The organism is Paraburkholderia sp. A1RI_3L (genome assembly GCF_048957895.1).
Taxonomy (GTDB): domain Bacteria; phylum Pseudomonadota; class Gammaproteobacteria; order Burkholderiales; family Burkholderiaceae; genus Paraburkholderia; species Paraburkholderia kururiensis.
Genome location: NZ_JARCHA010000018.1, coordinates 17,180 through 40,668, shown reverse-complemented (window position 1 = coordinate 40,668; position 23,489 = coordinate 17,180). Strand labels below are relative to the sequence as shown.

Below are 23,489 nucleotides of genomic sequence, written 5' to 3'. Positions count from 1 at the left end.
AGGCAATGCGTTGTTCCGTAAAGCGTTGGCGCGCGCGCGACGGCTGCTAACGTGTGTGCGGCATCGCGCTTTTTACAAACGTCTGGCAAGAAGCGTGCGCCGGCGTGCGGGACGCCGCATCGCGCAGCGCGCCATGGGCGGAAAACGCCAAAGGCACGGGCCGCGCGGCGTTGCGCCGGTAAGGCTTGCTGCGGGCGCATGACATGCCGCGGCGCGGCACGCGGCTTGCGGTAAAGGTGACTGCCAGTTCAGCACTCCGGGAGGAACGCACAATGAAAATCTCTCCAATGATTCAGTCCGTCAGCGTGATCGCCTGTACCGCCTGCGCCCTCTTCGCGCTCAATGTGAGCGCACAGGAAAGCTCGGCACCGCCCGCCGGGTCCGAAACGATGGGTCAGCGGCTCGACGACGCCACCATCACGACGAAAGTGAAGGCCAGCCTGCTCAGCAAGAACGTGAAGTCTTCGCACATCCACGTGAAGACGCGCAACGGCGTGGTGTGGCTCACAGGCAGCGTGCCTACCTCGGGCGACCGGACAGCTGCGTCCGAAGTCACACAGGGACTCTCGGGGGTGAAGGTGGTGAAGAACGAACTGAAGGTGTCGGCGTCGGATTGATGACGGACGGCGGCACGGGTCGTGGGCTCGATGCCGCTACGTTGCTATGCCGCTACCGCCGCCATGCCGATGTCGCCGACACGTCGCCGACACGCCGCTGCCGCCGATACGCGAAGCTCCACGCGCCAGGTTCCGTGCGGCGAACAGCAGGCTGCCGGTTCGGCTCCGCTAGCTTGACGCCTCATCGCGCAGCGCCCGGATGCGCTCGTGCGTGCGTATCAACACGTCGTAGTGACGCTTGACGACGGGTCGCACGTCGTCGGGCAGGTCGGCCGCGAGCGCGGCCTCGTAACGCTCTTTCGCGACGTCCTCGGCTTTCTCGCATTCGACGAGGATGCCGCGGTCCGTGCGCCCCCGAATGGAAAGCCGCACATCGACCCAGCCGCGATGCAACGTGCCGACGAGCGACCCGCCCGTGCCCGGCTTGCCGCCCATGCCCTGAATGGCGTCCTGGAGTTCGCGCGCGCCGCGTGCGCAGAGGTCGGCGCGGTCGAGAAACAGGGCCTTGAGTTCGGCGCTCTGCGCGTCTTCGGCGGCCTTGCGAAAACCGCGGTCGCCGTCTTTCGACGTTTCGACGAGATCGTTGAGCACTGCCATGACGTCAGCCATGTGAACGCCTCCTTGCGAGAATGGGCAACGCGCGCCGCCCTTCTCCGATCACCCCGAACGCGCCGGCATCGGCGCACGTGGAGCACGCCCGGCGTCCGGCTTTGAATGCGCTTTGAACCGGCTTTGAATCTGCTTTGGCCCTGCCTCAAACGCGCGAGTCTTGCGCCGTCTGCATGGTTTGCGGCGCGTGCGTGGGGTCGAAATCGACCCAGCGGCGCTGCTGCCAGCGGCCGTTTGCACGTTCGATCTCTTCGGCGCCGCCTTCGCGCAAGAGGCGCGCAGCCTCCTGCTGGTTCTCCGCGGTGACGTGCACGGCGAGCAGCACGCCGGAAGGATGCGAGCCGCCGTGCACGGTCTCGCGTCGTTTGCCGCCGCCGCTCGTGTGCGACATCGCCCCCGCAAGCGAGCCGACATAAGCGCCCACGCCCGCGGCGGCGATCCAGATGATCACGGGCGCAGCGAACAGGCTGAAAATGGCTACGCCCACCGCAGCCCCGATCACGGACCCGATGACGACGCCCTTGCCCGCGCCCTTCGAGCTTTGCGCGGCCTGCGGGTCGGCGTACTCGTCGCCGCCCACGGGAAAGCGCGCGTGCTGCCCGCCCGGGTTCACGTAAAAGAGCGACACGTCTTCTTCGATGAAGCCGTGGTCAAAAAGCCGCTGGGCGGCAGCCTCGGCGGCGGGAAAGGTGGTGAAACGGCCGGCGACGATCAGTGACATGGCGTCCCCCTTTGCGCTTTAACCTGCATTGAGCCTGCATCCGGGCCCGCATTCGAGCGGGCATCGCAGTCCGCATCGTGAATCGCATGCAGAGACTTACAGCATATGCAATGCCCGGCCGCGCCCCACCCCGTTGTTACCCGCACCGCTAGCACGCACTCAGTTCCGGTCGATGCGAAAGAGCCCGCTGTGCAGTGCAGCGCCCCCGCCGCCGGTCTGTTCGAGCGCGTCACAGCAGACGCGATGAATCGATTCGCGGCCGCGCTGGAACGCGCCCACCAGCTCGGCTTCCAGCACGGAGCGCGCGCCGAAATGGTCTTCGAGCGCCTCGGCCGTTACCGAGCAGACCACCGGCTCGCCGTCCACTTCGGCCACGAACCGCAGCGCCAGGGCGGAACCGTCGAAGACCGGTGCTTCATCGGGAAAACGGATGTTCATCTCGGGCATCTCCGCACGAAGGGGCCGGGTCGGGAATGCACCCGGCGAATGCGCTCATTGAAGACTCACGCTGAAGACTCACGCGCGCTGATGCTGCTGCGAGAGCCGGGCGATCAGCGCCTTGTTGAACGCAGGCAGGTCGTCGGGCTTGCGGCTCGTGATGAAGTTGCCGTCTTCCACGACTTCCTTGTCCACCCACGTGGCGCCCGCGTTGCGGATGTCGTCCTGCAGCGAAGGCCAGCTCGTCATGGTGTGGCCCTTCACGATGCCGGCCGACACGGGCAGCCATCCGCCGTGGCAGATCACGGCGACGGGCTTCTTCGCGGCGTCCACGGCTTTCACGAAGGCCTGCGCCTGCGGTATCAGCCGGATCGCATCGCCATTCACCACGCCGCCGGGCAGCACCACGGCGTCGTACTCGTCGGGCTTCGCATTGTCGAAGGTCTTGTCGACGGCGACGCTATCGCCCTTGTCGACGTGCTTGAACCCCTGGATCTTGCCGGCCTTCGCGGAGATCACGTGCACCGTTGCGCCAGCGCCTGCCAGCGCGCGCTGCGGCTCGACCAGTTCTGCCTGCTCGAAACCGTCCATGGCCAGCACGGCCACCTTGCAACCTTGAAGTGTGTCGGACATCAGTCGAACTCCTCAAAGAGTGGGAATACAGAGAGAAGCAGCTTGAAGCGGCACCGCACGCGCAACGCCGCTGCAGCGCATGCAGCCTGCCACCGACGTTCAGCAAGGGGTATGCCCGCGGCGCGGCGGAACACGCGAGACCTGGCGCTTATTCCATCGGGCGCGCGAAATATTCCCGAAAAATCGGCAGCGCACAATGGAACAACCCGAGGGAGTCAGCTGTTTTCGGGTGGCGATCCCTATTCGCTCAACCGCCGCTCCACTCCCATTCGAGGTTTCCATGAACGAACAGACGCTCGCGGCACGCCGCGCCTTCCTCACGAAAACCGCCGCCAGCGGGGCCGGGCTCGCGCTCGCCGGAATCGGCAGCGCGGCGGGGCTCGTGGGTACGGCGGGTACGGCCGCCGCGCAGACACCGGGCGGCGCCGCGCACGTGGGCGGCACTGCGGTCGCATCGGCAGCATCGGTCATATCGGGCGCATCGCCGCAAACGCTGCCGCCGCTGCCTTACGCCGAGAACGCACTGGAGCCCGTGATCTCCGCACAGACCGTTTCGTTTCACTACGGCAAGCACCACCGCAGCTACTTCGACAACCTCGCGAAGCTCACGCCGAACACGCCGTTCGCGGGGCAATCGCTCGAAGCGTTGATCGTCGGCAGCTATGGCGTGCCCGAGCACGAGGCCGTGTTCAACAACGCGGCCGAGGCGTGGAATCACAACTTCTACTGGCAGTCGCTGAGCCCGTCGCCGACGCGCCCGTCGGAGGCGCTGAACGCGGCCATCGTGCGCGACTTCGGTTCGGTGGACCAGGTGACGTCGAAGCTCGCCGCCGTGAGCGCCTCGCAGTTCGGCAGCGGCTGGGGTTGGCTCGTGGCCCAGCGCGGCAAGCTCGCCGTCATCAAGACCGCCAACGCAGACACGCCGCTCGCCCACGGACTCGTGCCGCTCCTCACCGTGGACGTCTGGGAGCACGCGTACTACCTGCAATACCAGAACCGCCGGCCCGAGTATCTCGAACACGTCATGGCGAAACTCATCAACTGGGATTTCGCGAGCGCGAACTTCGCGCGCATGAGCGCATGAGCGCGTAAGCCCGCGAGGCGATGGGTTGCGCGAGGCCACAGCGTATCGATCGAGAGAGACATCCACGAGGAACGGAAAGCACGCGGGCCATGCGTGCTCCCACAAGCCACCAAGGAGCATCCACGATGAAATTTTCGGCGAAACACCGGCACGCGCGGCATCGGTTCAAGGCCACCGTGATGGGCCTGCGCGTGCCGAGCCTGATGAGCGGCGCCGGGGAGCCCGGGGGCTCGGGCAGTTCGGGCGGGTCGGCCAAACAGGGCGGCACGAGCCATTCGAACCGCACGAATACCGCCGGCGCGGCTCAAACGGGCGACGACGAGTCGTCTGAACCGGAGCCAGAGTCTGCGCGGTGGTATCGGCGACTGGGGCTGGCGTTCGGGGCGAGCTTTGGGAGCGAATGACCGGTGCCTACATCCAAAGCCGGCGACGGACGCCAACCGTCGACGCCCACATCCGGAGCCGGCGACCAGCGTCGAAGGTCGAAGAAGCCAGCATCCGGTGCGGGCAACCGGCGCCAGGCCGCGAGGCCGCTGTTAAAGACGCATTACTGCCCGCCGGCTCCGCGCGGATGCCGCGACTGCGCAATCTGCTCGCGGCGCGGATCGCCCTGGCGCGTGAGCATCCAGCCCGGGTACTCGGCGGGCAGCCGGCTCACTGCGTCGAGCTTCGCGAGTTCGTCGGCCGTGAGTTCCACCTGGGTGGCCGCGATGTTGTCGTCGAGCTGTTCGAGCCGCTTTGCGCCCACGATCACCGTGGTCACCACGCGCTGATGCAGCAGCCAGGCGAGCGCGATCTGCGCGACCGAAACGCCCTTGCTCTGCGCGATGCCGCGCATCGCATCCACGCAGTCCCACGCGCGCTCGCGATTCACGGGCGGAAAGTCGAACGTGGTACGGCGGCTGCCGGCTTCGCCTTGCTGATCGCGTCCGTACTTGCCTGACAGCAGGCCGCCCGCGAGCGGACTCCACACCATCAGGCCCACGCCCTCGCTTTGCAGCATCGGCACGATCTCACGCTCAAGGTCGCGCCCCGCGAGCGTGTAGTACGCCTGCAGCGTCTCGAAGCGCGCGAGGCCCAGGCGCTCCGCAATACCCAGCGCCTTCGCGATCTGCCACGCGGCCCAGTTCGACACGCCGACATAACGCACGTGGCCCTGCTGCACGAGCGTATCGAGCGCACGCACCGTCTCTTCGATAGGCGTAGCGGGATCGAAGCCGTGAATCTGGTAGAGGTCGATGTGATCGAGCTGCAAGCGCGTAAGGCTCGCCTTCACGCCGTCGAGGATGTGGTAGCGCGACGCACCGCGCGAATTCGGCCACTCGCCGACCTGGCCGTACACCTTGGTCGCGACCACCACCTTGTCGCGCGGCACCTGGAGGTTTTTCAGCGCCTGCCCCGTGATCTGCTCGGAACGGCCCTGCGAATAGACGTCGGCGGTATCGATGAAATTGATGCCTGCATCGAGCGCGCGACCGATAAGCCGCTCCGCATCGCCTTGCTGCACTTCTCCAATCTGCTGCCACATGCTGCCTTCGCCGCCGAACGTCATCGTGCCGAGACACAGCTCGGAAACGAACACGCCTGTGCGGCCCAGCTGGTTGTAACGCATCGTAGAACTCCATGGTGGGAGGGAGGGAATGAACAACTGAGGAACAACTGAGGAACAACCCAGGGAGCAACCGAGCATACTGCAGGCCCGCGCGACGCGCAGAGCCGCGGACACGCTGAAAGGCGATGGTCAGGAGACGGTGCGGCAGGCGATGAGCGCGGCATGTGCGTCGAGCGCGGGGGGACAGAAGCGGCGAATGCATCCGAAGCATCCGAAGCATCCGAAGCATCCGAAGCACCAGAAACACCAGAAGCACCAGAAACACCAGAAGCACCAGAAGCACCAGAAGCACCAGAAGCACCAGAAGCACCAGAAGCACCGGAAGCACCGGAAGCATCGAACCACAATAAGCCGCAAGGCGCCCCTGGCAGCCCCTCGCAAAACCTGCGAGACTCTTTTTCGCGTTCCACGCCGCTGAGGCGTCCCATGCGCGCCACATTTGCGCGCCGCCACCCCGCGCGCCACACGCCACGCGCCGAACGCAAACAAGGGCCATAGCACTGGCATTGGATATCGCGAGCCGCACCCCCAACTACGCGACCATGAACTCTCGTCCTGCTCCCGCCGACGCGCTCGCCGGTTTCCACCCCGCAGTGGCCAGCTGGTTTCGCAAGCGCTTCACTGCGCCCACAGCGGCACAGGCCGCGGCGTGGCCGCTCATCCGCAGCGGACGCTCCACGCTGGTCGCAGCGCCCACGGGCTCGGGCAAGACGCTCACGGCGTTCCTCTCGGCGATCGACGAACTCGTGCGCGAAGGGCTCGGGAATGCGGCGAAGCATCCGGCTAACGCGACGCAGCCTTCGGCTAAGGCAGCGAACCATCCGGCGAAGGCCGCGCCTGCGAAGCCGGCTGATCCGGCCGCCAGTCCCGATGCCGCCGAAAACACCGCGGCCGCGGCCCTGCCCGACGCCGCACTCGTGCTCTACGTGTCCCCGCTCAAAGCGCTTTCCAACGACATCCGGCTCAACCTCGACGCCCCGCTCGCCGGCATCGCCGACGAACTCGCGCAGCGCGGCCTGCCGCCCGTGGAAATTCGCACCGCCGTGCGCACCGGCGACACGTCGCAGCAGGAACGCACCGCCGTGCGCAAGCGCGCGCCGCACATCCTCGTCACGACGCCCGAATCGCTCTATGTGCTGCTGGGGTCGGCCTCGGGGCGCGCGATGCTCTCCACGGTGCGCACGGTGATCGTCGACGAGATTCACGCGTTGGCCGGCAACAAGCGCGGCTGTCATCTCGCGCTGAGCCTGGAACGCCTCGATGCGCTGTGCGGCCGGCGCCTGCCGCGCATCGGGCTTTCCGCCACGCAAAAGCCGATCACGACCGTGGCGCGTTTTCTGGTGGGCAGCGCGGCGGCGGCCGGGCACGTCGCCGACGCAAGCAGCAAGACGGAGAGCGCTGCAAGCCGCGATACAAGCAGCAATACGAGCCGTGAGACAAGCTGCAATACGAGCCGTGACACAAGCCGCGATCCAAGCCGCGGTACAAGCAGTAACACGCCCGCCCAGCGCCACACGGGCCGCCATGCTGCCCGCCGCAGCACAAAAGCCGACGACAGCACCGCCACCGCCCTGCCGCTCGACCCCGAAGGGCACCCCATCGACTGCGCCATCGTCGACGTGGGCCACGTGCGCGAGCGCGACCTCGCCATCGAGATTCCGCCCGAGCCGCTCGAAGCCGTCATGGCCAACGACGTCTGGGAGCGCGTCTACGACCGCCTCGCCGAACTCGTCGCGCAGCACCGCACCACGCTCGTGTTCGTGAACACGCGCCGCATGGCTGAGCGCGTGGCGCGCCATCTCACCGACCGGCTCGGCAAAGAAGCCGTCGCCGCGCACCACGGCAGCCTCGCGAAAGAGCACCGCTTCGACGCCGAACAGCGGCTCAAGGCGGGCGCGCTGCGCGTGCTGGTGGCCACGGCGTCGCTGGAGCTGGGCATCGATATCGGCGACGTCGATCTGGTCTGCCAGATCGGCTCGCCGCGCACCATCGCCGCGTTCCTGCAACGCGTGGGCCGTTCGGGCCACCAGGTGGGCGCCGTGCCCAAAGGCCGGCTCTTTCCCACCTCGCGCGACGATCTGATCGAATGCGCCGCGATTCTGGACTGCGTGCGCCGCAACGAACTGGACCGGCTCGTCATGCCGCACGCACCGCTCGACGTGCTCGCGCAGCAGATCGTGGCCGAAGTGGCCGCCGCCGAGTGGAACGAGGACGCGCTGTTCGAACGCCTGCGCCGCGCGGCGCCCTACGCGGCGCTTACGCGCGAGCAGTACGACGCGGTGCTGCGCATGCTCGCCGAGGGCTACACAGGCCGCCACGGCGTGCGCGGCGCGTGGCTGCACCGCGATGCCGTCGCCCGCACGCTGCGCGGACGGCGCGGCAGCCGGCTCGTGGCGCTCACGTCGGGCGGCACGATTCCCGACAACGCCGACTACGCCGTGCTACTCGAACCGCAAGGCGTCAACATCGGCACCGTGAACGAGGACTTCGCGGTGGAAAGCCTCGCGGGCGACGTGTTTCAGCTGGGCAACGCGTCGTACCGGATTCTGCGTGTGGAGGCGGGCCGCGTGCGCGTGGAAGACGCCCAGGGCCAACCGCCCAACATCCCGTTCTGGCTGGGCGAGGCGCCGGGGCGCAGCGACGAACTCTCGGCTGCCGTTGCACGGCTGCGCGAGGAAATCGAGCGGCGGCTCGCGGCAGCGGAGCCTGGCGCGGAAGGCGATGAACGTGGCGAAGTCGATGAAGTTGACGAAGGCGCCGATGGTAGCGAGCGCGCCAATGACGCACACGCTGGCCGCCGCGCCGCCGCGCTCGCGCCCGCCATCGGCTGGCTCGTTTCGACGCTCGGCCTCAGTGAAGGCGCCGCGCGCCAGATCGTCGAATACCTCGCCCGCGCGCGGGCCGCGCTCACCGTGCTGCCCACGCAGCACACGCTCGTCATGGAGCGCTTCTTCGACGAATCGGGCGGCATGCAGTTGGTCATTCACGCGCCGTTCGGCAGCCGCATCAATCGCGCGTGGGGCCTCGCGCTGCGCAAGCGCTTTTGCCGCAGCTTCAACTTCGAACTTCAGGCCGCCGCGACCGAAGACGCCATCATCCTCTCGCTCACCGGTAGCCACAGCTTCGCGCTGGACGAAGTGTGGCGCTATCTGCGGTCCAACTCGGCCGAACACATCCTGATCCAGGCACTGCTCGATGCGCCGCTCTTCGGCGTGCGCTGGCGCTGGAACGCCACCACGTCGCTCGCGCTGCCGCGTCAGACGGGCGGGCGCAAGACGCCGCCGCCCATCCAGCGCATGCGCAGCGAAGACCTGCTCGCGGCCGTGTTTCCGGACCAGGTGGCGTGCCTCGAAAACATCGTGGGCGAGCGCGAGTTGCCCGACCATCCGCTCGTGAACCAGACCGTGGACGACTGCCTGCACGACGCGATGGACACCGACGGCTGGCTGCGCCTGCTGCGTCGCATGGAGGCGGGCGAAGTGAAGCTCGTGGCGCGCGACCTGCCCGCGCCGTCGCCGCTCGCAGCCGAGATTCTGAGCGCGCGGCCGTATGCGTTCCTCGATGACGCGCCGCTCGAAGAGCGCCGCACGCAGGCCGTGCTGAGCCGCCGCTGGACCGACCCCGAATCCGCCGACGACCTGGGCGCGCTCGACGCCGCCGCCATCGAAAGCGTGGCAGCCGAAGCCTGGCCGCTCGTGCGCAACGCCGACGAGATGCACGAGGCGCTGATGGGCCTTGCCTGCATCAACGAACGCGAGGCCGAAAAAAGCGACGGCTGGCCCGCGTGCCTCGCTGCGCTCGCCCAGGCGGGCCGCGCCACGCGCATGAAAGTGGCGCTCGGCGACGCACTTTGGGTGCCCGTGGAACGCCTCACGTGCCTGGAAGCGCTCTACCCGCAGGCACCGTGCGAGCCCGCGCTGCGACCGCCCGTGGGACACGACGCACCGTGGCACGAAGAAGACGCGCTCGTCGAAGTGATCCGCGCGCGGCTTACCGGCTTCGCGCCGCAACCGGTGCCCGTGATCGCGCGGTCGCTCGCGCTGCCCGCTTCGGCCGTTGCGCTCGCGCTGACGAAGCTCGAAGCCGAAGGCTACGTGATGCGCGGCCGCTTCACGCCCGGCGCCGCCGACGACGAATGGTGCGAGCGGCACCTGCTCGCGCGCATTCATCGCTACACGGTGCGGCGGCTGCGGCGCGAGATCGAACCCGTGCAGCGCCACGACTTCATGCGCTTCCTGTTCGAATGGCAGCACGTAAGCCCTGCCACGCGCGTGGAAGGCCGCGATGCGCTCGCCGCCGTGCTCGACCAGTTCGAAGGCTGGGAAGCCGCGGCGGGCGCGTGGGAAGAAGAGATCCTGCCCGCGCGCGTGAAGGACTACTCGATCACCTGGCTGGACGAAGTGTGCCGCGCGGGCAAGGTGGTGTGGGCACGGCTCGGCGCGCGCACGCGCACGGCAGCGGGCCCCGTGCGCGCGACGCCCGTCGTGCTGCTGCCGCGGCGGCATCTGCTGCACTGGCAAGCGCTGGTCGGCGAGGCGGACGGCGAACTCTCGGCGCGCGCCCAACGCGTGCACGACCTGCTGGCCCAACACGGCGCGATGTTCTTCGACGAACTCGCGCAGCACGCGCATCTGCTGCCGGTGGAACTGGAAAATGCGCTCGGTGAACTCGTGGCCGCGGGGCTCGCGAATGCGGACGGCTTTGCCGGCCTGCGTGCGCTCATCAAGCCCGTGGCGAAGCGCAACGCCTATTACGGCAGCCGACGGCCACGCGGCGCGGGCGCGCTGATCGGCGGCATGGAGGACGCAGGGCGCTGGGCGCTGCTGCGCCGGCCGGTGGCCAATGCAGAAAACGCGGCGAACGCTGCAAGCACGGCGCAACGCGAAACCCAGGCCATCGCGCCCGTGATCCGCAAGCCGCAGACTGAACCCGAGCTGCTCGAACACGTCGCCCTCACGCTGCTGCGCCGCTATGGCGTGGTGTTCTGGCAACTGCTCGCGCGCGAAGCGCCCTGGCTGCCGCCGTGGCGCGACCTGCTGCGCGTGCTGCATCGCCTCGAAGCGCGCGGCCACGTGCGCGGCGGACGCTTCGTGGAAGGCCTTTCCGGCGAACAGTTCGCCCTGCCCGAAGCCATTCCGGTGCTGCGCGAGGTGCGCCGTCATGCCAACGACGGCGTGCTCGTCTGCGTTTCGGCGACGGATCCGCTGAACCTGGTCGGCACCGTGCTGGCCGGCGACAAAGTGCCCGCGGTGGCCGGCAACCGCGTGCTCTTTCGCGACGGCGTGCCCGTGGCGACGCTGGCGGGCGGCCGCTTCGACTACCTCGGCGACTTCGACCCCACGACGAAGAATCAGATGCGCATGCGGCTCGCCCAGCGGTACTAAAGCAGCGGTATTGAAGCGGCGGTATTGAACTCGTGCCGTGCAAACGGCACGTCCGTTTGTTCTTTCTGCATGGCGTCGGCGGTCATGAACCTTGACCGGCACCGCTTCGCCGGTCGCATCGGCCGCCACGCCTCGCTCCATGCCAGCAAGGCTTCACGCACCCACGCAGAGCGCCGCAAGCAGACTCGCGAGCCGCGCAGGATAATCAGGCACCAGTCTTGCCACTTCGAGGCACATTGAGTTCAAGACGAGGTTCACGCGATGGGCACGCCCGCAGCACCACCCGCACGACCCGCACCACCCGCACGACCCGCACGGCGACCAATCAGGCCAGGCCTCACGCAACGCACGACGCTCGCCATCGGCGAGGCGCTGGGCGGAAGGAGCCGCGGCCTGCGTTCGGTGCTGCTGTTCGCGGGGCCGGCCGTGGTGGCGTCCATCGCGTACATGGACCCCGGCAACTTCGCCACCAACCTGCAAGCCGGCGCGCGCTACGGCTATGCGCTGCTCTGGGTGGTGCTCGCGGCGAACGTCATTGCCATGCTGTTCCAGGCGCTCTCCGCGAAGCTCGGCATCGTGACGAACCGCAATCTCGCCGAAATCTCGCGCGACCATTTCCCCCAGCCCGTCGTCTACGCGATGTGGGGCGTAAGCGAAGCGGCCGCCATGGCCACGGACCTCGCCGAATTCCTCGGCGGCGCCATCGGGCTCTCGCTGCTGTTTCATCTGCCGCTGCTCGTCGGCATGGCCATCACGGCCGTCGTGACGTTCGCGATTCTCAGCGCCGGGCGGCGCGGCTTTCGGCCCGTGGAGCTGATCATCGGCGCGTTGATTGCGGCTATTGCGCTCTCGTACGTGGTGGAACTGCTCATCGTGCCCGTCGACCTGCGCGCCGCGGCCCAAGGCGCCTTCGTGCCGCAGTTGCCCGACTCCGGCGCGCTCGCGATTGCGGTGGGCATTCTGGGCGCCACGGTCATGCCGCACGCCATCTATCTGCACTCCGGACTCACGCAGGCCCGCGCCCCGGCCCGTGACGACGCCGGGCGTCGCAAGCTCGTGCGCTTCTCCAACCGCGAGGTGATCGTCGCGCTCTCGCTCGCGGGGCTCGTCAACATGGCGATGGTGATCATGGCGTCGGGTGCGTTCCATGCCGGGCATCGCGACGTGGCCGAGATCGGCGCCGCGTTCCACACGCTGACGCCGCTGTTCGGTGTGGCGGCGGGCGCGGTCTTTCTCGTCTCGCTGCTCGCGTCGGGCATGTCGAGTTCCGCCGTGGGCACGCTCGCCGGACAAATCATCATGCAGGGCTTCACGGGCTATCGCATTCCCGTGTGGCTGCGCCGCGTCGTGACGATGGCGCCCGCATTCGTGGTGGTGGCGGCCGGCGTGAACGTCACGGACGCCCTCGTCTACAGCCAGGTCGCGCTGAGCTTCGCCCTGCCCGTGCCGATGATCGCGCTCGTGATCTTCACGAGCCGGCGGGCCGTCATGGGGCCGTTCGTCAACAGCCGGTTCATGACGATCGTCGCGACACTCGCCACCGTCGTGGTGCTCGCACTCAACACGGTTCTGCTGCTGCACGTTTTCGGCGTGCCGGTGCCGGCGCTGCCGCCGCTGCCGGCCGCGTGAAGCGATCCATGCTCGCCTCATTGCGCGCGAGCGTTCAAGAGTTCGGGTCGGTCCGCATCCGCCGTGCGCGTTTCGGGTCTCATTCAAGCCATGCGCGCCCGCTCACCCGTCACCTCGCGCGCCCGTTGCCCGTGCCGGGACGTTTCGACGTTTGGCCCGCGCGGACCTTCGCGGCATGACCCGAACTGCGATCACACCGTCGATGAAAAAACCGCCTGCTGCCTGCGAACCCGTTGCCCCGCGCCGCCGTCTGTCGCGCGGTGCGCGCTTCGCCATGCCCGCGTGCTTCGCGTTCATGGCGGCGGCCTGCACCACGCCGCCCACCGCGCAGCTTCCGCCCGCCAACGACACGCTGCCCGAAGCCCTGCGCGCCACGCAAAACGAAGTACTGCAGGACGTGCTGACGGCAGTGGGCGATACGACCTACACGTGCCGGCGCAACGGCGACGTGCTCACCTGGGTCGCGACGGGTTCGGACGCCACGCTAGTGGACCCCGCCCGGCGCAGCGTGGGCACCGTGGCACCGGGCCGCTACTTCGTGGGCTACGACGGCAGTTACGTGGTGGGGCGCGTGGTGGGCGAGGAAGTGGTGGCCGCGAACGCGCTGCCGTGGCAACGGCTCGTTGCCCGCTTCAATGCCGGCGAGCGGCGCGGCGAAGGCCGCTTCGCTCGCACGAGTTCGGTCCAGCGCGTACAGACGACAGGTGGCATGCCGCCCGACCCCGCATGCGACCAGGAAGGCATTTCGCTCTTCGTGCCTTATTCGGCCACGTACCTGTTCTATCGCAACGCGGAGCCCACCGCGAGCAACGCCGTGACGACGCCCGTGCCCGCGCCTGGCGCAAGCGTCTCGCACGCCGTGGCGTCGAGCGATGTGCCCGCCAGCGCGAGCGGCGATGCCGCGCGCGAGTGATGGTGCGGCACCCGGCAGACTGTCCTCCATGTCTGCCGTTTTTGCAGAACATGGCAATAAGGTGTCAGCAGCAGTTATGCATATCGACTTCGCCACGACGCCACGTTCATGCAAATGGCGCAGGAATGAGCAGCGCAAAGCTCAATAAGCTTAAACGATCCTTTCATATTCGTAATATCTAACGGGAACGCTTGCCCAGCGCGCCTCTCACGGCATGTCAGGTCGAATTGACCGAAAGCTGCATGCAATCGCGCAAAATCTACGTGACGCGATTTTCTATCGATTTTGCGGTTAACTTTGCGCGAATTGCGCTGAAACGCGCATAGGCGTTTTTCGTTACGCCTCTTCAGGTCTTACCAGGGTGACATAAGGCAATCGGTATGAAACAAACCGTTACAGCCTTGAAACACCCGCCGCTCTACCTTCCGATCATTCGCTGCGACGGCTATGGTCTCGATACGGTTTGCATTGCGTGCGAGTGCAGGGGGACGCCGGGCGACAGGACAACCGGAGGAAAAATGAAACTAGCCGTAATGACCAGGAGCACCGCGCTGTTCAGGTTGATCTGTCAGTGTTTCGAGGCCGACGGCGCCACCTGCAGCCAGTTCGCCGACGACGTTACGCTCGCCCGCGCCGTCTATCGCGAAGACTTCAGTGCGATCCTGATCGACGCCGACACCGGCGTGAACCCGCTGCGCCCCGTGCTCGCGCGCCGCGCCTGCTATGCGGACCGCCGTGCGCCGCTCATCGTGGTGGGCGCGCGCAGCGACCGCGCCAGCATTGCCCGCACCTTCGACGCGGGCGCCGACGACGTCGTGCTCTCTCCCATCGATTCGCGCGAACTCGTCTTACGCGTGCATCTCGCGCTGCGCCGCTTTCAACCCGTCCAGCCTTCGGACGCCGACGACCGCCTGGAGTGTGGCGTCTACCGGCTCGACCGCCGCTCGTGCGTGGTTCACGTGGCGGGCGATACGGTGCGCCTCACGTCACGCGAGTTCGCCACCGCATGGCTCCTGTTCTCGCGTCCCGGCGAATACGTGAGCCGCCGCCAGATTGCGGGCGCGGTGTGGAGCAGTTCGGAAGACATCGTGGGCCGCACGCTCGAGCAGCACATCTACAAGCTGCGCAAGAAGCTCGAACTCAACGGCGCGCACGGCGTGCATCTGCGCACGATGTACGCGCACGGCTACCGCATCGAGCTGGCGGAGACAGCCGTGGCGGAATGCGAAGACGAGGCGCACGAGTTGAACGGCACGGGCGCTGCACGTCACAACGAGGCCACACGCGACACCGCGCGCGAGCCCGAAAACGTGATGCGCACGGCCACGCCTCGCCATGTCGCCGTGCTTGCCGCAGTCGTGCAGCGCAAGGAAGCCGCCGCGGTGACGAGTGCAGCACCCGCCGACCCGGCCGAATCGCTCGTGCTCGAAGAAGCGTTGCGGCCCCAGGTGCATCCCGCGGGCAGCGCGGCGGCGCTCGATGCACGCCCGTGGTCCGATACCGACAGCGACGCCTACGTACCGCCCGCCGCCAGCCTCACGGCGTGTGCGCAGACGGCTGCGCGTATGGTGCGCACGCCGTGGGCCGGTACGACGCACACCCCGCACACCCCGCACACGCCACGCACGCCGCGCAGCAGCCGCAACTGAGTCGCCGAAGCGTCGACGCATCCGCAGAAAGAAAAGCGGGCGCAGCCGCCCGCTTCCCCTTTCTCTACGCTTCAGAACTCGATGATGCGCGGCGAGAGCAGAAAGAGCCGTTCCATATGGCTGTGCTCGTCGCTGCGATAGCGGAACAGCGCGCCGATGAGCGGAATCTTCGACAGGCCCGGCACGCCCGACTCGCCGTTCGTCGTGCTGTCCACGCGATAGCCGGCAATCAGCAGACTCTCGCCCTCGCCCACGAACGATTCGGTGTTGATGGTGCTCGTCGTGATGATCGGGATGTTGTCCACCTGCTGGCCCGTGAGCGTGCCGTCTTCGATGTGCACGTTGAGCTTGATGCGCTCCTTGCCGTCCTCGTCCACCACGAGCGGCAGCACGCGCAGCGACACGCCGGTGGAGACCTGATAGAGATCCGCCGACGTGTAGCCCGACACGCGCACGAAGAAGCGCGTCTTGTGGTCCATCACGGCCTCCACGTTGTCGAGCGTCGCGACCTTGGGGCTCGCATCGATGCGCGCGAGGTTGTTGTTCTGCAATGCGTTCACGCGCGCCAGCAGGTAGCGGCCCGCGTTGCCGATCACGGCTGTGAGCGACCCGCCTACCGGCGACGTGTCGATCACCGTGGTGCCGTCCGAGAGCGTGCGCGTATCGAAGGTCGGGTTGATGTTGCCGTTGTAGCCGTTCTGCTGCGTGATGCCGTTACCCGTTTGCAGGTCGATGTGGCTGTTGTGCGCGCGCCAGTCCACGCCGATCTGCTTCAACGCGTCTTCGTCGATCTCGATGATGTGCGCCTCGATCTCCACGAGCCTCGGCTTCACGTCGAGCTGGTCGATCAGCGTCTGGTAGAGCGGCAGGCGCTGCGGCAGGTCGCGCACGAGCACGGAGTTCGTGCGCGGGTCCGCAACGATCACGGGCAGGTTGTCCGTGCCGCCCATGGGCGTTGCGCCATAGCCGCTCTGCGAGGCGTTGGCGCCGTAGCCGCCATATGCGCCGCCGTATGCGCCGCCGGCCCCGCCATAGCCCGGCAGCGGCGCACCACCGCCACCATTACCGCCTCCGCCCATGCCCGCGATGAGCCCGCCCAGCGCCGTCGGCGTGCCCGCGCCCGCCATGCCCGGCGGCAGCGGCGGATTGCCGGCGCCTTCATAGCCGCCGCCCGAGGTGCTGCCCGTCACGTCCTGCATGGGTTGCAGACGCTGCATGGTGGGCTGCACGGCATTGCGCTGGCCGCCCGCATCGGTGCCGTCCGAACCGCCGTTGCCCTGCGGGTGGTACATCTTCGCGAGCACGTTCGCCACGCCCGGCACGTTCACCGTATTGCCGTCGATCTGCACCTTGTGGTCCGCGGCCCACGCGTGGTGCAGCGGGAACACGCGCACCATCGACCCGATACGCTGCTCCGCGTTGTCGTCGAGCCGCTTCGCTACGTCGGCCACCATCTGCACGTAGGCGGGCGGGCCGCTCACGAGCGCCGTGCCCTGCTCCGCGTCGAACATGATCGGGAAACGCGGGTTGGAAATGTGCAGCTGATCGAGCGACGCCTTCAGGTCCGACACGCGCGCGTGGTCGAGCTTGATCACCTGGCGCGTCACGCTGTTGGCGTCGCTGATGGACAGCACGTTGCCGTCGTAGAACCAGACGAAGCCGAAGGTGGACGCGAGCGTATCCAGAAAGCGCTGCGGCGACATGTCGAACTGGCCTGTCACCGTGCCGTGCACGTCGCCGGAGATGGTGGCGGGCACGCCCTGCCCCGCGGTGAAGTCGCGCAGCACGTCCTTGAGATCTTTGCCTTCAACCGAAATATGAACCGCCGAATTGCGCCACCGGATGGGCGCCGCATCGGCGCTGGGCCCCGGCATCGCCGTCGCGACGAACACCGCCATCCAGACGGCGCAGACGAGTTTTTTTCTATTCATGGGGACAACGTCGTTCGTTGGGAGGTGGGACGTCTCGACCGCCACGGCCGCGCGCGCTGTGACCAGCAGCGGCGCGAACCGTGGAGGGCCATGCCGGGCGCAGTGCGCCTGCGATGCGAAGGCGGCTAGCGTTCCAGCGTTTCCGAAGGCGCTTCGTGGAATTGCTTGCGGTAGCCGTTCACGAGCGTGGAGCGGTTCTGCACGCCCCACTTGTTGGCGGCAATGAGCACGCTGCGGTCGCTCGTGAACGAGTCGCGCAGCAGCTCGGCGCGAATGCGCTCCATGCGCTGCCGGCGAATCAGCTCCGTAGGCGAGAGCCCGAGGAAGTTTTTGAACGCGCTTTGCAGCGCGCGTTCGGTCACGCCGACTTCGGCGGCCACCTCCCGCACCGAGAGATCGCGGCGATCGAGGTTTTCCTGCAGATAGCGATACGCGCGCCGGTACTTCGCAGGCAGCCGCGCGCCCACGTCGTCGAGCTGCGCGCCGTGGCGCGGCGCGCGATTCGCGAACGGCACGATGGCCGCGGCGTCGTCGCGCAGACACTGCGCGCAGATCAGCGCGTAGCGGCTGTAGAACTGCATCGATTCGCGCGTGCGGCCCTGGGTCTGGCGCACCTTCGCCACGCAGTAGAGATATTCGAGCTGCCGGTGCCCCGTAGAGGCCGCATAGTCGATGCGATGCAGCGGCTCGAGCATCGTCTCGGCCAGTTGCGGCGACTCGGAGGCGAGCGCAGCCAGCACGATTTCCAGCCGCGCCGTGCGCAGGTATTCGTGCAGCCCCGTGTGCTGCGCCCACGTCAGATGCGCAGTAAGCGCGTCCATCGCATTACGGTTGCCGCGCGTAAGCGCACGCAGCTGGCGCAGATAGTCGATGCGCTCGCGCAGCAGCGGCACCCGCACGCGCAGCGCGGCGACCTCGTGCAGATCCGCGGTTTCGGTCACTTCGCCGCTGCCCGGCGTGCGGTCGTCGGTCATGCCCGATTGCCAGTACGCGTGGTCCGAGAGCGCCGCCGCCGAGCGCAGTTCGCGCTGCACGGCGAGATCGAAGCGCAGCGTCGTGATGACGTCGCGCCAGTACGAAGGCTCGCCGTTCACGGCGCCGCCCGCGGACGACGCGGCCATCGCCGCGAGTTCGTCCAGGGCTTCGGCCGCGGCACGCGATTGCCCCAGTTCGTGCAGCGCGCACACGATACCGAGCCGCGCCTCCATGCGTTGCAGCGGGTCGATGCCGGTCTCGTCCACCACGCGCGCAAAGCACGAGAGCGCCGTGGCAAGCCGGTGCCGGAACAGCGCCTGCCAGCCCGCGTTGCGGCACGACGCGGCGCGAATGGCTTCGCGCGGCGTGCGGATCACCTTCTGCGCGCGACGGTACTGCTCTTCGGCTTCGTCGCCGATGCCGAGCGTCATCTGCATGTCCGCGTGCAGTTGCAGCAGGTACGGCATGTCGGTGCTCTGATGCGCGTCTTCCGCCCAGCGGTTGGCCTGTGCGCCCGCCGCGCCGAGATTGCCTTCGAGCACCTTGTCGAGAAAGCCCGCGGGCAGGCGGCGCACGGTAAGCGCAGCGGCAAGCGGGAAATAGGGTGTCAGGAACATCGTGCACTCCTTGTTGAAGGGCCAGCCCGACAGGCGACCATGTGAGCCCAATGTATCGGAGCCCCTCGCCCACATCTTCAACAAATCTTATTGGCGCGCGCGATTTGAGAACTGTTGAGGTTCGATGCGTGATGGGTGGTGGCGCAAGCAGACGCCCGCGGCATCAATGGTGCGGCTGCGCGGCCGCGATGGCGCGCAGTTGTTCGCCGAGGCTCGTGAGCACGAGCTGGTCCTTCACCTGATCGACGAAGATGCCCACCAGCAACGCGAGCATCAGCACGGTCATGGCGCCCTTCACGGGCTGGCTCAAGGTCATGAGGTCGAGCTTCTGCGCCGACTTCGACACGAAGCCGAATGCGAAGTCGATCATGAGCAGGATAAAGAGCATGGGCGCGGCGAGCTTCGCGGTGGTCTGCATGAGCGTATCGGTCTGGCGCAGCACGAAGCTTTCGAAGATGTTCGCGGCCACCGGCGTATTCGAGGTCAACGGCCACCAGTGATACGACTCGTAGACCACACCGAGCAGGAACGTCATGCCGCCCAGCGTCCAGAACGCGACGATGGCCACCTGCGAAAGCAGCGCGCCCGTGGGCGTGGACTGCTCCTCGCGCAACGGGTTGGTGACCTGCATGTTGTTGTAGCCCGTGAGGTCGTCCACGTAGGTGCCTGCGCTTTCCGCCACCCAGAACACGGTGGAGGCCGCATAGCCCAGCACGAGCCCGATCACGGCTTCGCGCAGCCCGAGTTCGATCAGATGCACGCCGGAGAGCGTGGTCATGAGCGAGGCCGGCTGACCGTAAGCCACGAACGTACTGAGCAGCATCGCCACACCGTTGCGCACCACGCCTTGCAGCACGCCGTCGGCCGTGGGCGGAAACATCGACATGATGACGAGGAGGCGCACCGAGCAGATGCCGAGCAGCGTCATGTAGCCAACGAACGTGGTGCCCAGTTGCGGCAGCGCATTGAAGAGGTCGTTCATGCGGGTTCATGCGGGCGGGTGGCGTTGTTGTCGAGCCTGTCGCCCCCGTCGCGGCGCAGGTCGCGGCTCTCGTGCGCTTCGCGCGCGGCCCGTGCCGCCGCGGCGAGGCGTGCGAGCGCGGCTTCTTCGGCTTCCTCGTCGGCGGCGTCGCTCGCGGCTTCGTCGTCGCGGCGGCGCAGCGCCGCAATGCGCTCGTTGCAGAGTTCGATGCGCCCGCGGTTGTTGGCAATGGCGCGCACCGCTGTGACGATCTCCTGCTGTTTCGCCTCACAGGCCGCAACGAGCGCGGCCAGATCCGCTTCGAGCACGCGCACGCGGTCGGCCACCACTTCGGCGTAGCGCATGGCCGCGTTGAGATCGGCCAGCGAAAACGCCGCGCTGCCGCCCATCATGTCGCCGATGCTCGCGTGGCATTGCGCCAGCGTTTCGCGCGCCTGCTGCACCTCGGCGGCCTTGTCGTCACGCTGCGCCGCCAGTTGCACAGCCTCCTCGCGCCGTGCCGCGAGCGCGGCGCGCAGCGTCTCCTCCAGCCGCTCGCGGCGTTCGGTGGTGCGCGTGAGGGCAGCGATGCGGCGTCGGTTAGCGGTCATGGCGCTAGGTTCGTTCCTGGGCTTGCTGGCGGCATAAGGCATAAGGCATAAGGCGTTAGCCGTTCGCGAGCGCGAAGAGTTGCGCGCCGGTCTCGTCGGGCGAGGCGAATTCGTCGGTGCCCTGCGAGAAGAACGCGCGAATCGCGTCGATCTTGCCGATGGCCTCGTCCGCCACGGGGTTGCCGCCCGGCTGGTACTCGCCGATCTGCAACAGCATCTCCACTTCGCGGTGCTTCGCCATCAGTTCGCGCAGCCGCGCCGACGCGGCCACGTACTCGCGCGGCACCACCTGGGGCATGACGCGCGAGAGGCTGCCCAGCACGTCGATGGCCGGATACTGATTTTTTGCGGCGATTTCGCGCGAGAGAATCATGTGGCCGTCCAGAATGCCGCGCACTTCTTCGGCAATGGGATCGCTGCCCGATTCGTCTTCGGCCAGCACCGTGTAGAGCGCAGTGATGGAGCCGCGCGCACCCATGCCCGCGCGCTCCAGCAGGCGCGGCAACTCCGCGAAGATGGAGGGCGGAAAGCCGCGCCGCGCGGGCGGCTCGCCCGCGGCGAGGCCGATTTCGCGCTGGGCGCGCGCAAAGCGCGTGAGCGAATCCATCATCAGCAGCACGCGGCAGCCTTCGTCGCGAAAGTGCTCGGCAATCGCGGTGGCCACATAGGCGGCCTTCGCGCGTTCGATGGAAGACCGGTCCGACGTCGCGCACACCACGACGGAACGCGCCATGCCCTCCTCGCCCAGAATCAGCTCGATGAACTCGCGCACTTCGCGGCCGCGTTCGCCGATCAGCGCGATCACCGTGACGTCGCACTGCGCGCCGCGCGCGAACATGCCGAGCAGCGTGCTCTTGCCCACGCCCGCAGGCGCGAAGATGCCCATGCGCTGCCCTTCGGCGAGCGTCATCATGGCGTCCACCACGCGCACGCCGGTGGCAAGCGGCGCCTCGATCAGGCGGCGGCTCATGGGGTCGGGCGGGTCCGCGAAAATGGGGCGCTCGCCGGTGGCGTCGATGGGACCGAGCCCGTCGATGGGCCGCCCGAGGCTGTCGATCACGCGCCCCAGCAGCGCCGTGCCCACGGGCACCGAGAGCGGCCGGCCGAGCCCCACCACCTGGGTGGAGCGCGAGACGTCGGCGAGCCGCGAGAACGGCGAGAGCAGCGCAACGTCGCGCGTGAAGCCGATCACCTCGGCGTACTGCAGCAGCGCGCCGTTCGGCGCGCGCAACTCGCACAGCTCGCCGAGCGAGACGTCGAGGCCGCCCACCTTCACGAGCGTGCCGATCACTTCGAGCACCTTGCCCGTGCGCGCAATGCTGCGCGTGGCAAGAATCTCCTGCTCGATGGCGTCAGTCAGGCGCTCGACGTCGAGCAGCCGGCGCGAGACCGCGGCGCGGGTAGCCGAGGTGTCCTGGGGCGTGCTCATTGCGGGTCGGGGTCGGGGTCGGGGTCGTGCAGGGCGCGGTCTTCGAAGTCGGGCGCGGCTTGTTCTCCTCTATCGGCGTTGCCCGGTTCATCGGACGCCTGCTGCCACGCCAGCCCGTCGATTTCGCCTGCCGAATGCTTGAGCGCGCGCGACACCGCTGAACGCATGGCGCGCAGCTGCGTGGCGAGGCTTGCGTCCACGGCACCGAAGTCCGATTCGCAGATGCAACTGCCGGGCGCCAGCCGCTTGTCCGCCACCACCGAAAGCGGGAACGGCCGCCCCAGTTCGCGCCAGCGCGACGAAAGCCGCTCGAACGCGACGCAAGCCTTGTCGTAGTCGCCAGGGCTCACCGCCACGCGCAGATACGTGGCCCCTTCGACGATGCGGTCCACGGTGGCGAGCGCGCGCTCGAACAACTGCTCGGACTGCTGCACGTGCACGATCTGCTCGACCGCGACCGTCACGATTTCGGCCAGGCGCTCGCGCATTTTCAATTGCGTGCGGCGCTGGTCGTCGCCGGCATCGGCCTGGCGCGCCATCCAGTCGGCGAGCGCGCGCGCTTCGCCGTCGCGATAGCCGCGTTGGGCCGCCTCGTCGTATTGCGCGCGGGCGTCGGCAAGAATGGCCGCGGCCTCGTGCTGCGCGGCCTCCATGATGGCCTGCGCTTCGGCCTGTGCCTGCCCGAGCATCGCTTCGCGGTCGGCCGCAAGCTGGGCGTAGCCCGCTTCCAGCGACATCAGCGCGCCGAACGCGGCACGCGGCACCACGTCGCCGTGCACGCCGATGTGCTTCACACCATTCACGCCAGCCTGCACCTCGGCCGGGTTCGGCAGATGGCGGTCGGATCTCAGCCAGATAACCATGCCCACTCCGGAAGCAGTTCGGGAAAGCGCGCGATCAACTGCGGCGTGCCCAACGGATCGGGCTCGCGCGCGGCGGCGTCGAGCCACGGCACGGGCGGCAGTTCACGCGGCAAGGCGAGGCGCAGCAGCGGGCACGGTGCGTCGGCCGGGCCGGCAAGGTTCGCTGAAAGCGCCGTGCGGGCGTCATGGGCGTCGCGCGCCATCAGCGCGTAGCCTTCCAGCGCGAGCGTGCCGGCGTCGAGCGCATCGAGCGCCGGCATCGCGCCGCGCGCGACGAGCCGCGCCGTGTCCGGTGCGTTCGTTGCCGCAGTGCCCGGCGCCTGGGCGAGCAGACGGTCGAGCGGCACGCCGACCCATTGCGCCAGCTGCATGCGGCTGCGCTTGTCGATGAGCCGCCGCACGTCCGCGCGGCGAAACAGCAGCGCGCGCATGCGCAGCACGTTCAGACCGAGCACGGCCGGCAAGGCGTCGAGCACCTGCGGGCCGGGCCTGAACCACGTGTCGAATGCGGGCGGCGGCACCTGAAGTGAGCGGAGCAAGGCGCGCGACGCGGTATCGAGGGCGTTGCGGCGCAGCCCCTGGCCGTTTGCGTCGGCACGCGGTTCGGCATTCGTGTTGCCGCCCAGCGCCGCGTAGAAGGTATCGAGCGCCGCGGGCGCCACGCCCAACGCGCCCGCGAGCCACGACGGATGCGCCCATTGCACCGCCGTACGCGCGTTGCGCTCCCACGCCGCGAATGCGGCGGCAGCTCGTGCGAAAGGAAAGCCGGTAGAAGCACCCATGGCGTGTGCAATATGTGCCCGAATCCCCGCC

At 68.0% G+C, this 23,489-nt stretch carries 19 protein-coding genes; 7 read left to right on the top strand and 12 right to left on the bottom strand.

All coding sequences use genetic code 11. From position 1 onward, the window contains the following. Positions 1 to 272: 272 nt before the first annotated feature. Entirely contained in the window at positions 273 to 617 is a 345-nt protein-coding gene (locus tag PXJ20_RS29705; protein WP_277598251.1) for a BON domain-containing protein, read from the top strand. A gap of 168 nt (positions 618 to 785) precedes the next feature. Here PXJ20_RS29705 and PXJ20_RS29700 read toward each other — a convergent pair whose 3' ends face one another. From PXJ20_RS29700 to PXJ20_RS29685, 4 genes are all read right to left on the bottom strand, one after another. Beyond that, positions 786 to 1,226 carry a ferritin-like domain-containing protein gene (locus tag PXJ20_RS29700; RefSeq protein ID WP_421032243.1) on the bottom strand — a complete coding sequence of 147 codons (441 nt, stop codon included), beginning with the start codon at positions 1,224 to 1,226 and terminating at the stop codon, positions 786 to 788. Between the two features lie 145 nt (positions 1,227 to 1,371). Next, positions 1,372 to 1,947 carry a glycine zipper family protein gene (locus PXJ20_RS29695; protein WP_017775681.1) on the bottom strand — a complete coding sequence of 192 codons (576 nt, stop codon included), beginning with the start codon at positions 1,945 to 1,947 and terminating at the stop codon, positions 1,372 to 1,374. Positions 1,948 to 2,106: 159 nt separating this feature from the next. Beyond that, positions 2,107 to 2,394 carry a DUF1488 domain-containing protein gene (locus PXJ20_RS29690; protein ID WP_017775680.1) on the bottom strand — a complete coding sequence of 96 codons (288 nt, stop codon included), beginning with the start codon at positions 2,392 to 2,394 and terminating at the stop codon, positions 2,107 to 2,109. Between the two features lie 69 nt (positions 2,395 to 2,463). After that, a complete protein-coding gene (locus tag PXJ20_RS29685; protein WP_421032242.1) occupies positions 2,464 to 3,018 on the bottom strand; it encodes a type 1 glutamine amidotransferase domain-containing protein in 555 nt (184 codons plus the stop codon). Between the two features lie 280 nt (positions 3,019 to 3,298). Between PXJ20_RS29685 and PXJ20_RS29680 the strand changes: the two genes are divergently transcribed. Next, the gene (locus tag PXJ20_RS29680; protein ID WP_421032241.1) at positions 3,299 to 4,102 is read left to right on the top strand and encodes a superoxide dismutase; all 804 of its coding nucleotides are present in this window, start codon (positions 3,299 to 3,301) and stop codon (positions 4,100 to 4,102) included. Positions 4,103 to 4,227: 125 nt separating this feature from the next. Then, the gene (locus tag PXJ20_RS29675; protein ID WP_421032240.1) at positions 4,228 to 4,506 is read left to right on the top strand and encodes a hypothetical protein; all 279 of its coding nucleotides are present in this window, start codon (positions 4,228 to 4,230) and stop codon (positions 4,504 to 4,506) included. Between the two features lie 143 nt (positions 4,507 to 4,649). On the opposite strand, the gene PXJ20_RS29670 is transcribed toward PXJ20_RS29675, so the two are convergent. Then, positions 4,650 to 5,714 (bottom strand): aldo/keto reductase, encoded by a 1,065-nt coding sequence (locus tag PXJ20_RS29670; protein WP_277598254.1) that lies wholly within the window; start codon positions 5,712 to 5,714, stop codon positions 4,650 to 4,652. A 542-nt stretch (positions 5,715 to 6,256) separates the two neighbouring features. Here PXJ20_RS29670 and PXJ20_RS29665 point away from each other — a divergent pair. The 4 genes from PXJ20_RS29665 (at position 6,257) to PXJ20_RS29650 (ending at position 15,289) form a co-directional block, all read left to right on the top strand. Then, positions 6,257 to 11,098 (top strand): Lhr family helicase, encoded by a 4,842-nt coding sequence (locus PXJ20_RS29665; RefSeq protein ID WP_421032239.1) that lies wholly within the window; start codon positions 6,257 to 6,259, stop codon positions 11,096 to 11,098. 261 nt (positions 11,099 to 11,359) lie between these two features. Then, positions 11,360 to 12,727, top strand: a complete 1,368-nt coding sequence (locus tag PXJ20_RS29660; RefSeq protein WP_421032238.1) for an Nramp family divalent metal transporter — start codon at positions 11,360 to 11,362, stop codon at positions 12,725 to 12,727. Positions 12,728 to 12,902: 175 nt separating this feature from the next. After that, positions 12,903 to 13,640: a DUF3455 domain-containing protein gene (locus PXJ20_RS29655; RefSeq protein WP_421032237.1), complete on the top strand. Its 738-nt coding sequence runs from the start codon at positions 12,903 to 12,905 to the stop codon at positions 13,638 to 13,640. A gap of 518 nt (positions 13,641 to 14,158) precedes the next feature. Continuing rightward, complete coding sequence (locus tag PXJ20_RS29650) at positions 14,159 to 15,289, top strand: response regulator transcription factor (protein ID WP_421032236.1); 1,131 nt, start codon at positions 14,159 to 14,161, stop codon at positions 15,287 to 15,289. A 71-nt stretch (positions 15,290 to 15,360) separates the two neighbouring features. On the opposite strand, the gene sctC is transcribed toward PXJ20_RS29650, so the two are convergent. From sctC to PXJ20_RS29615, 7 genes are all read right to left on the bottom strand, one after another. Next, entirely contained in the window at positions 15,361 to 17,220 is a 1,860-nt protein-coding gene (gene sctC, locus PXJ20_RS29645; RefSeq protein ID WP_421032235.1) for a type III secretion system outer membrane ring subunit SctC, read from the bottom strand. Between the two features lie 125 nt (positions 17,221 to 17,345). After that, on the bottom strand, positions 17,346 to 18,812 hold the full coding sequence (locus PXJ20_RS29640; RefSeq protein WP_199541827.1) for a helix-turn-helix transcriptional regulator: 1,467 nt from the start codon (positions 18,810 to 18,812) through the stop codon (positions 17,346 to 17,348). 163 nt (positions 18,813 to 18,975) lie between these two features. Beyond that, positions 18,976 to 19,794 carry a type III secretion system export apparatus subunit SctT gene (gene sctT, locus PXJ20_RS29635; RefSeq protein ID WP_126877139.1) on the bottom strand — a complete coding sequence of 273 codons (819 nt, stop codon included), beginning with the start codon at positions 19,792 to 19,794 and terminating at the stop codon, positions 18,976 to 18,978. Continuing rightward, on the bottom strand, positions 19,791 to 20,384 hold the full coding sequence (locus PXJ20_RS29630; RefSeq protein ID WP_421032234.1) for a type III secretion protein: 594 nt from the start codon (positions 20,382 to 20,384) through the stop codon (positions 19,791 to 19,793). The genes sctT and PXJ20_RS29630 overlap by 4 nt, the downstream gene beginning before the upstream one ends. A 55-nt stretch (positions 20,385 to 20,439) precedes the next feature. Next, positions 20,440 to 21,813, bottom strand: a complete 1,374-nt coding sequence (gene sctN / locus PXJ20_RS29625; protein WP_017775667.1) for a type III secretion system ATPase SctN — start codon at positions 21,811 to 21,813, stop codon at positions 20,440 to 20,442. Beyond that, complete coding sequence (sctL, locus tag PXJ20_RS29620) at positions 21,810 to 22,676, bottom strand: type III secretion system stator protein SctL (RefSeq protein ID WP_421032233.1); 867 nt, start codon at positions 22,674 to 22,676, stop codon at positions 21,810 to 21,812. Before sctL ends, sctN begins: the two co-directional genes overlap by 4 nt. Further along, positions 22,661 to 23,458 (bottom strand): type III secretion protein HrpB4, encoded by a 798-nt coding sequence (locus PXJ20_RS29615; RefSeq protein ID WP_421032232.1) that lies wholly within the window; start codon positions 23,456 to 23,458, stop codon positions 22,661 to 22,663. Before PXJ20_RS29615 ends, sctL begins: the two co-directional genes overlap by 16 nt. Positions 23,459 to 23,489: the final 31 nt, after the last annotated feature.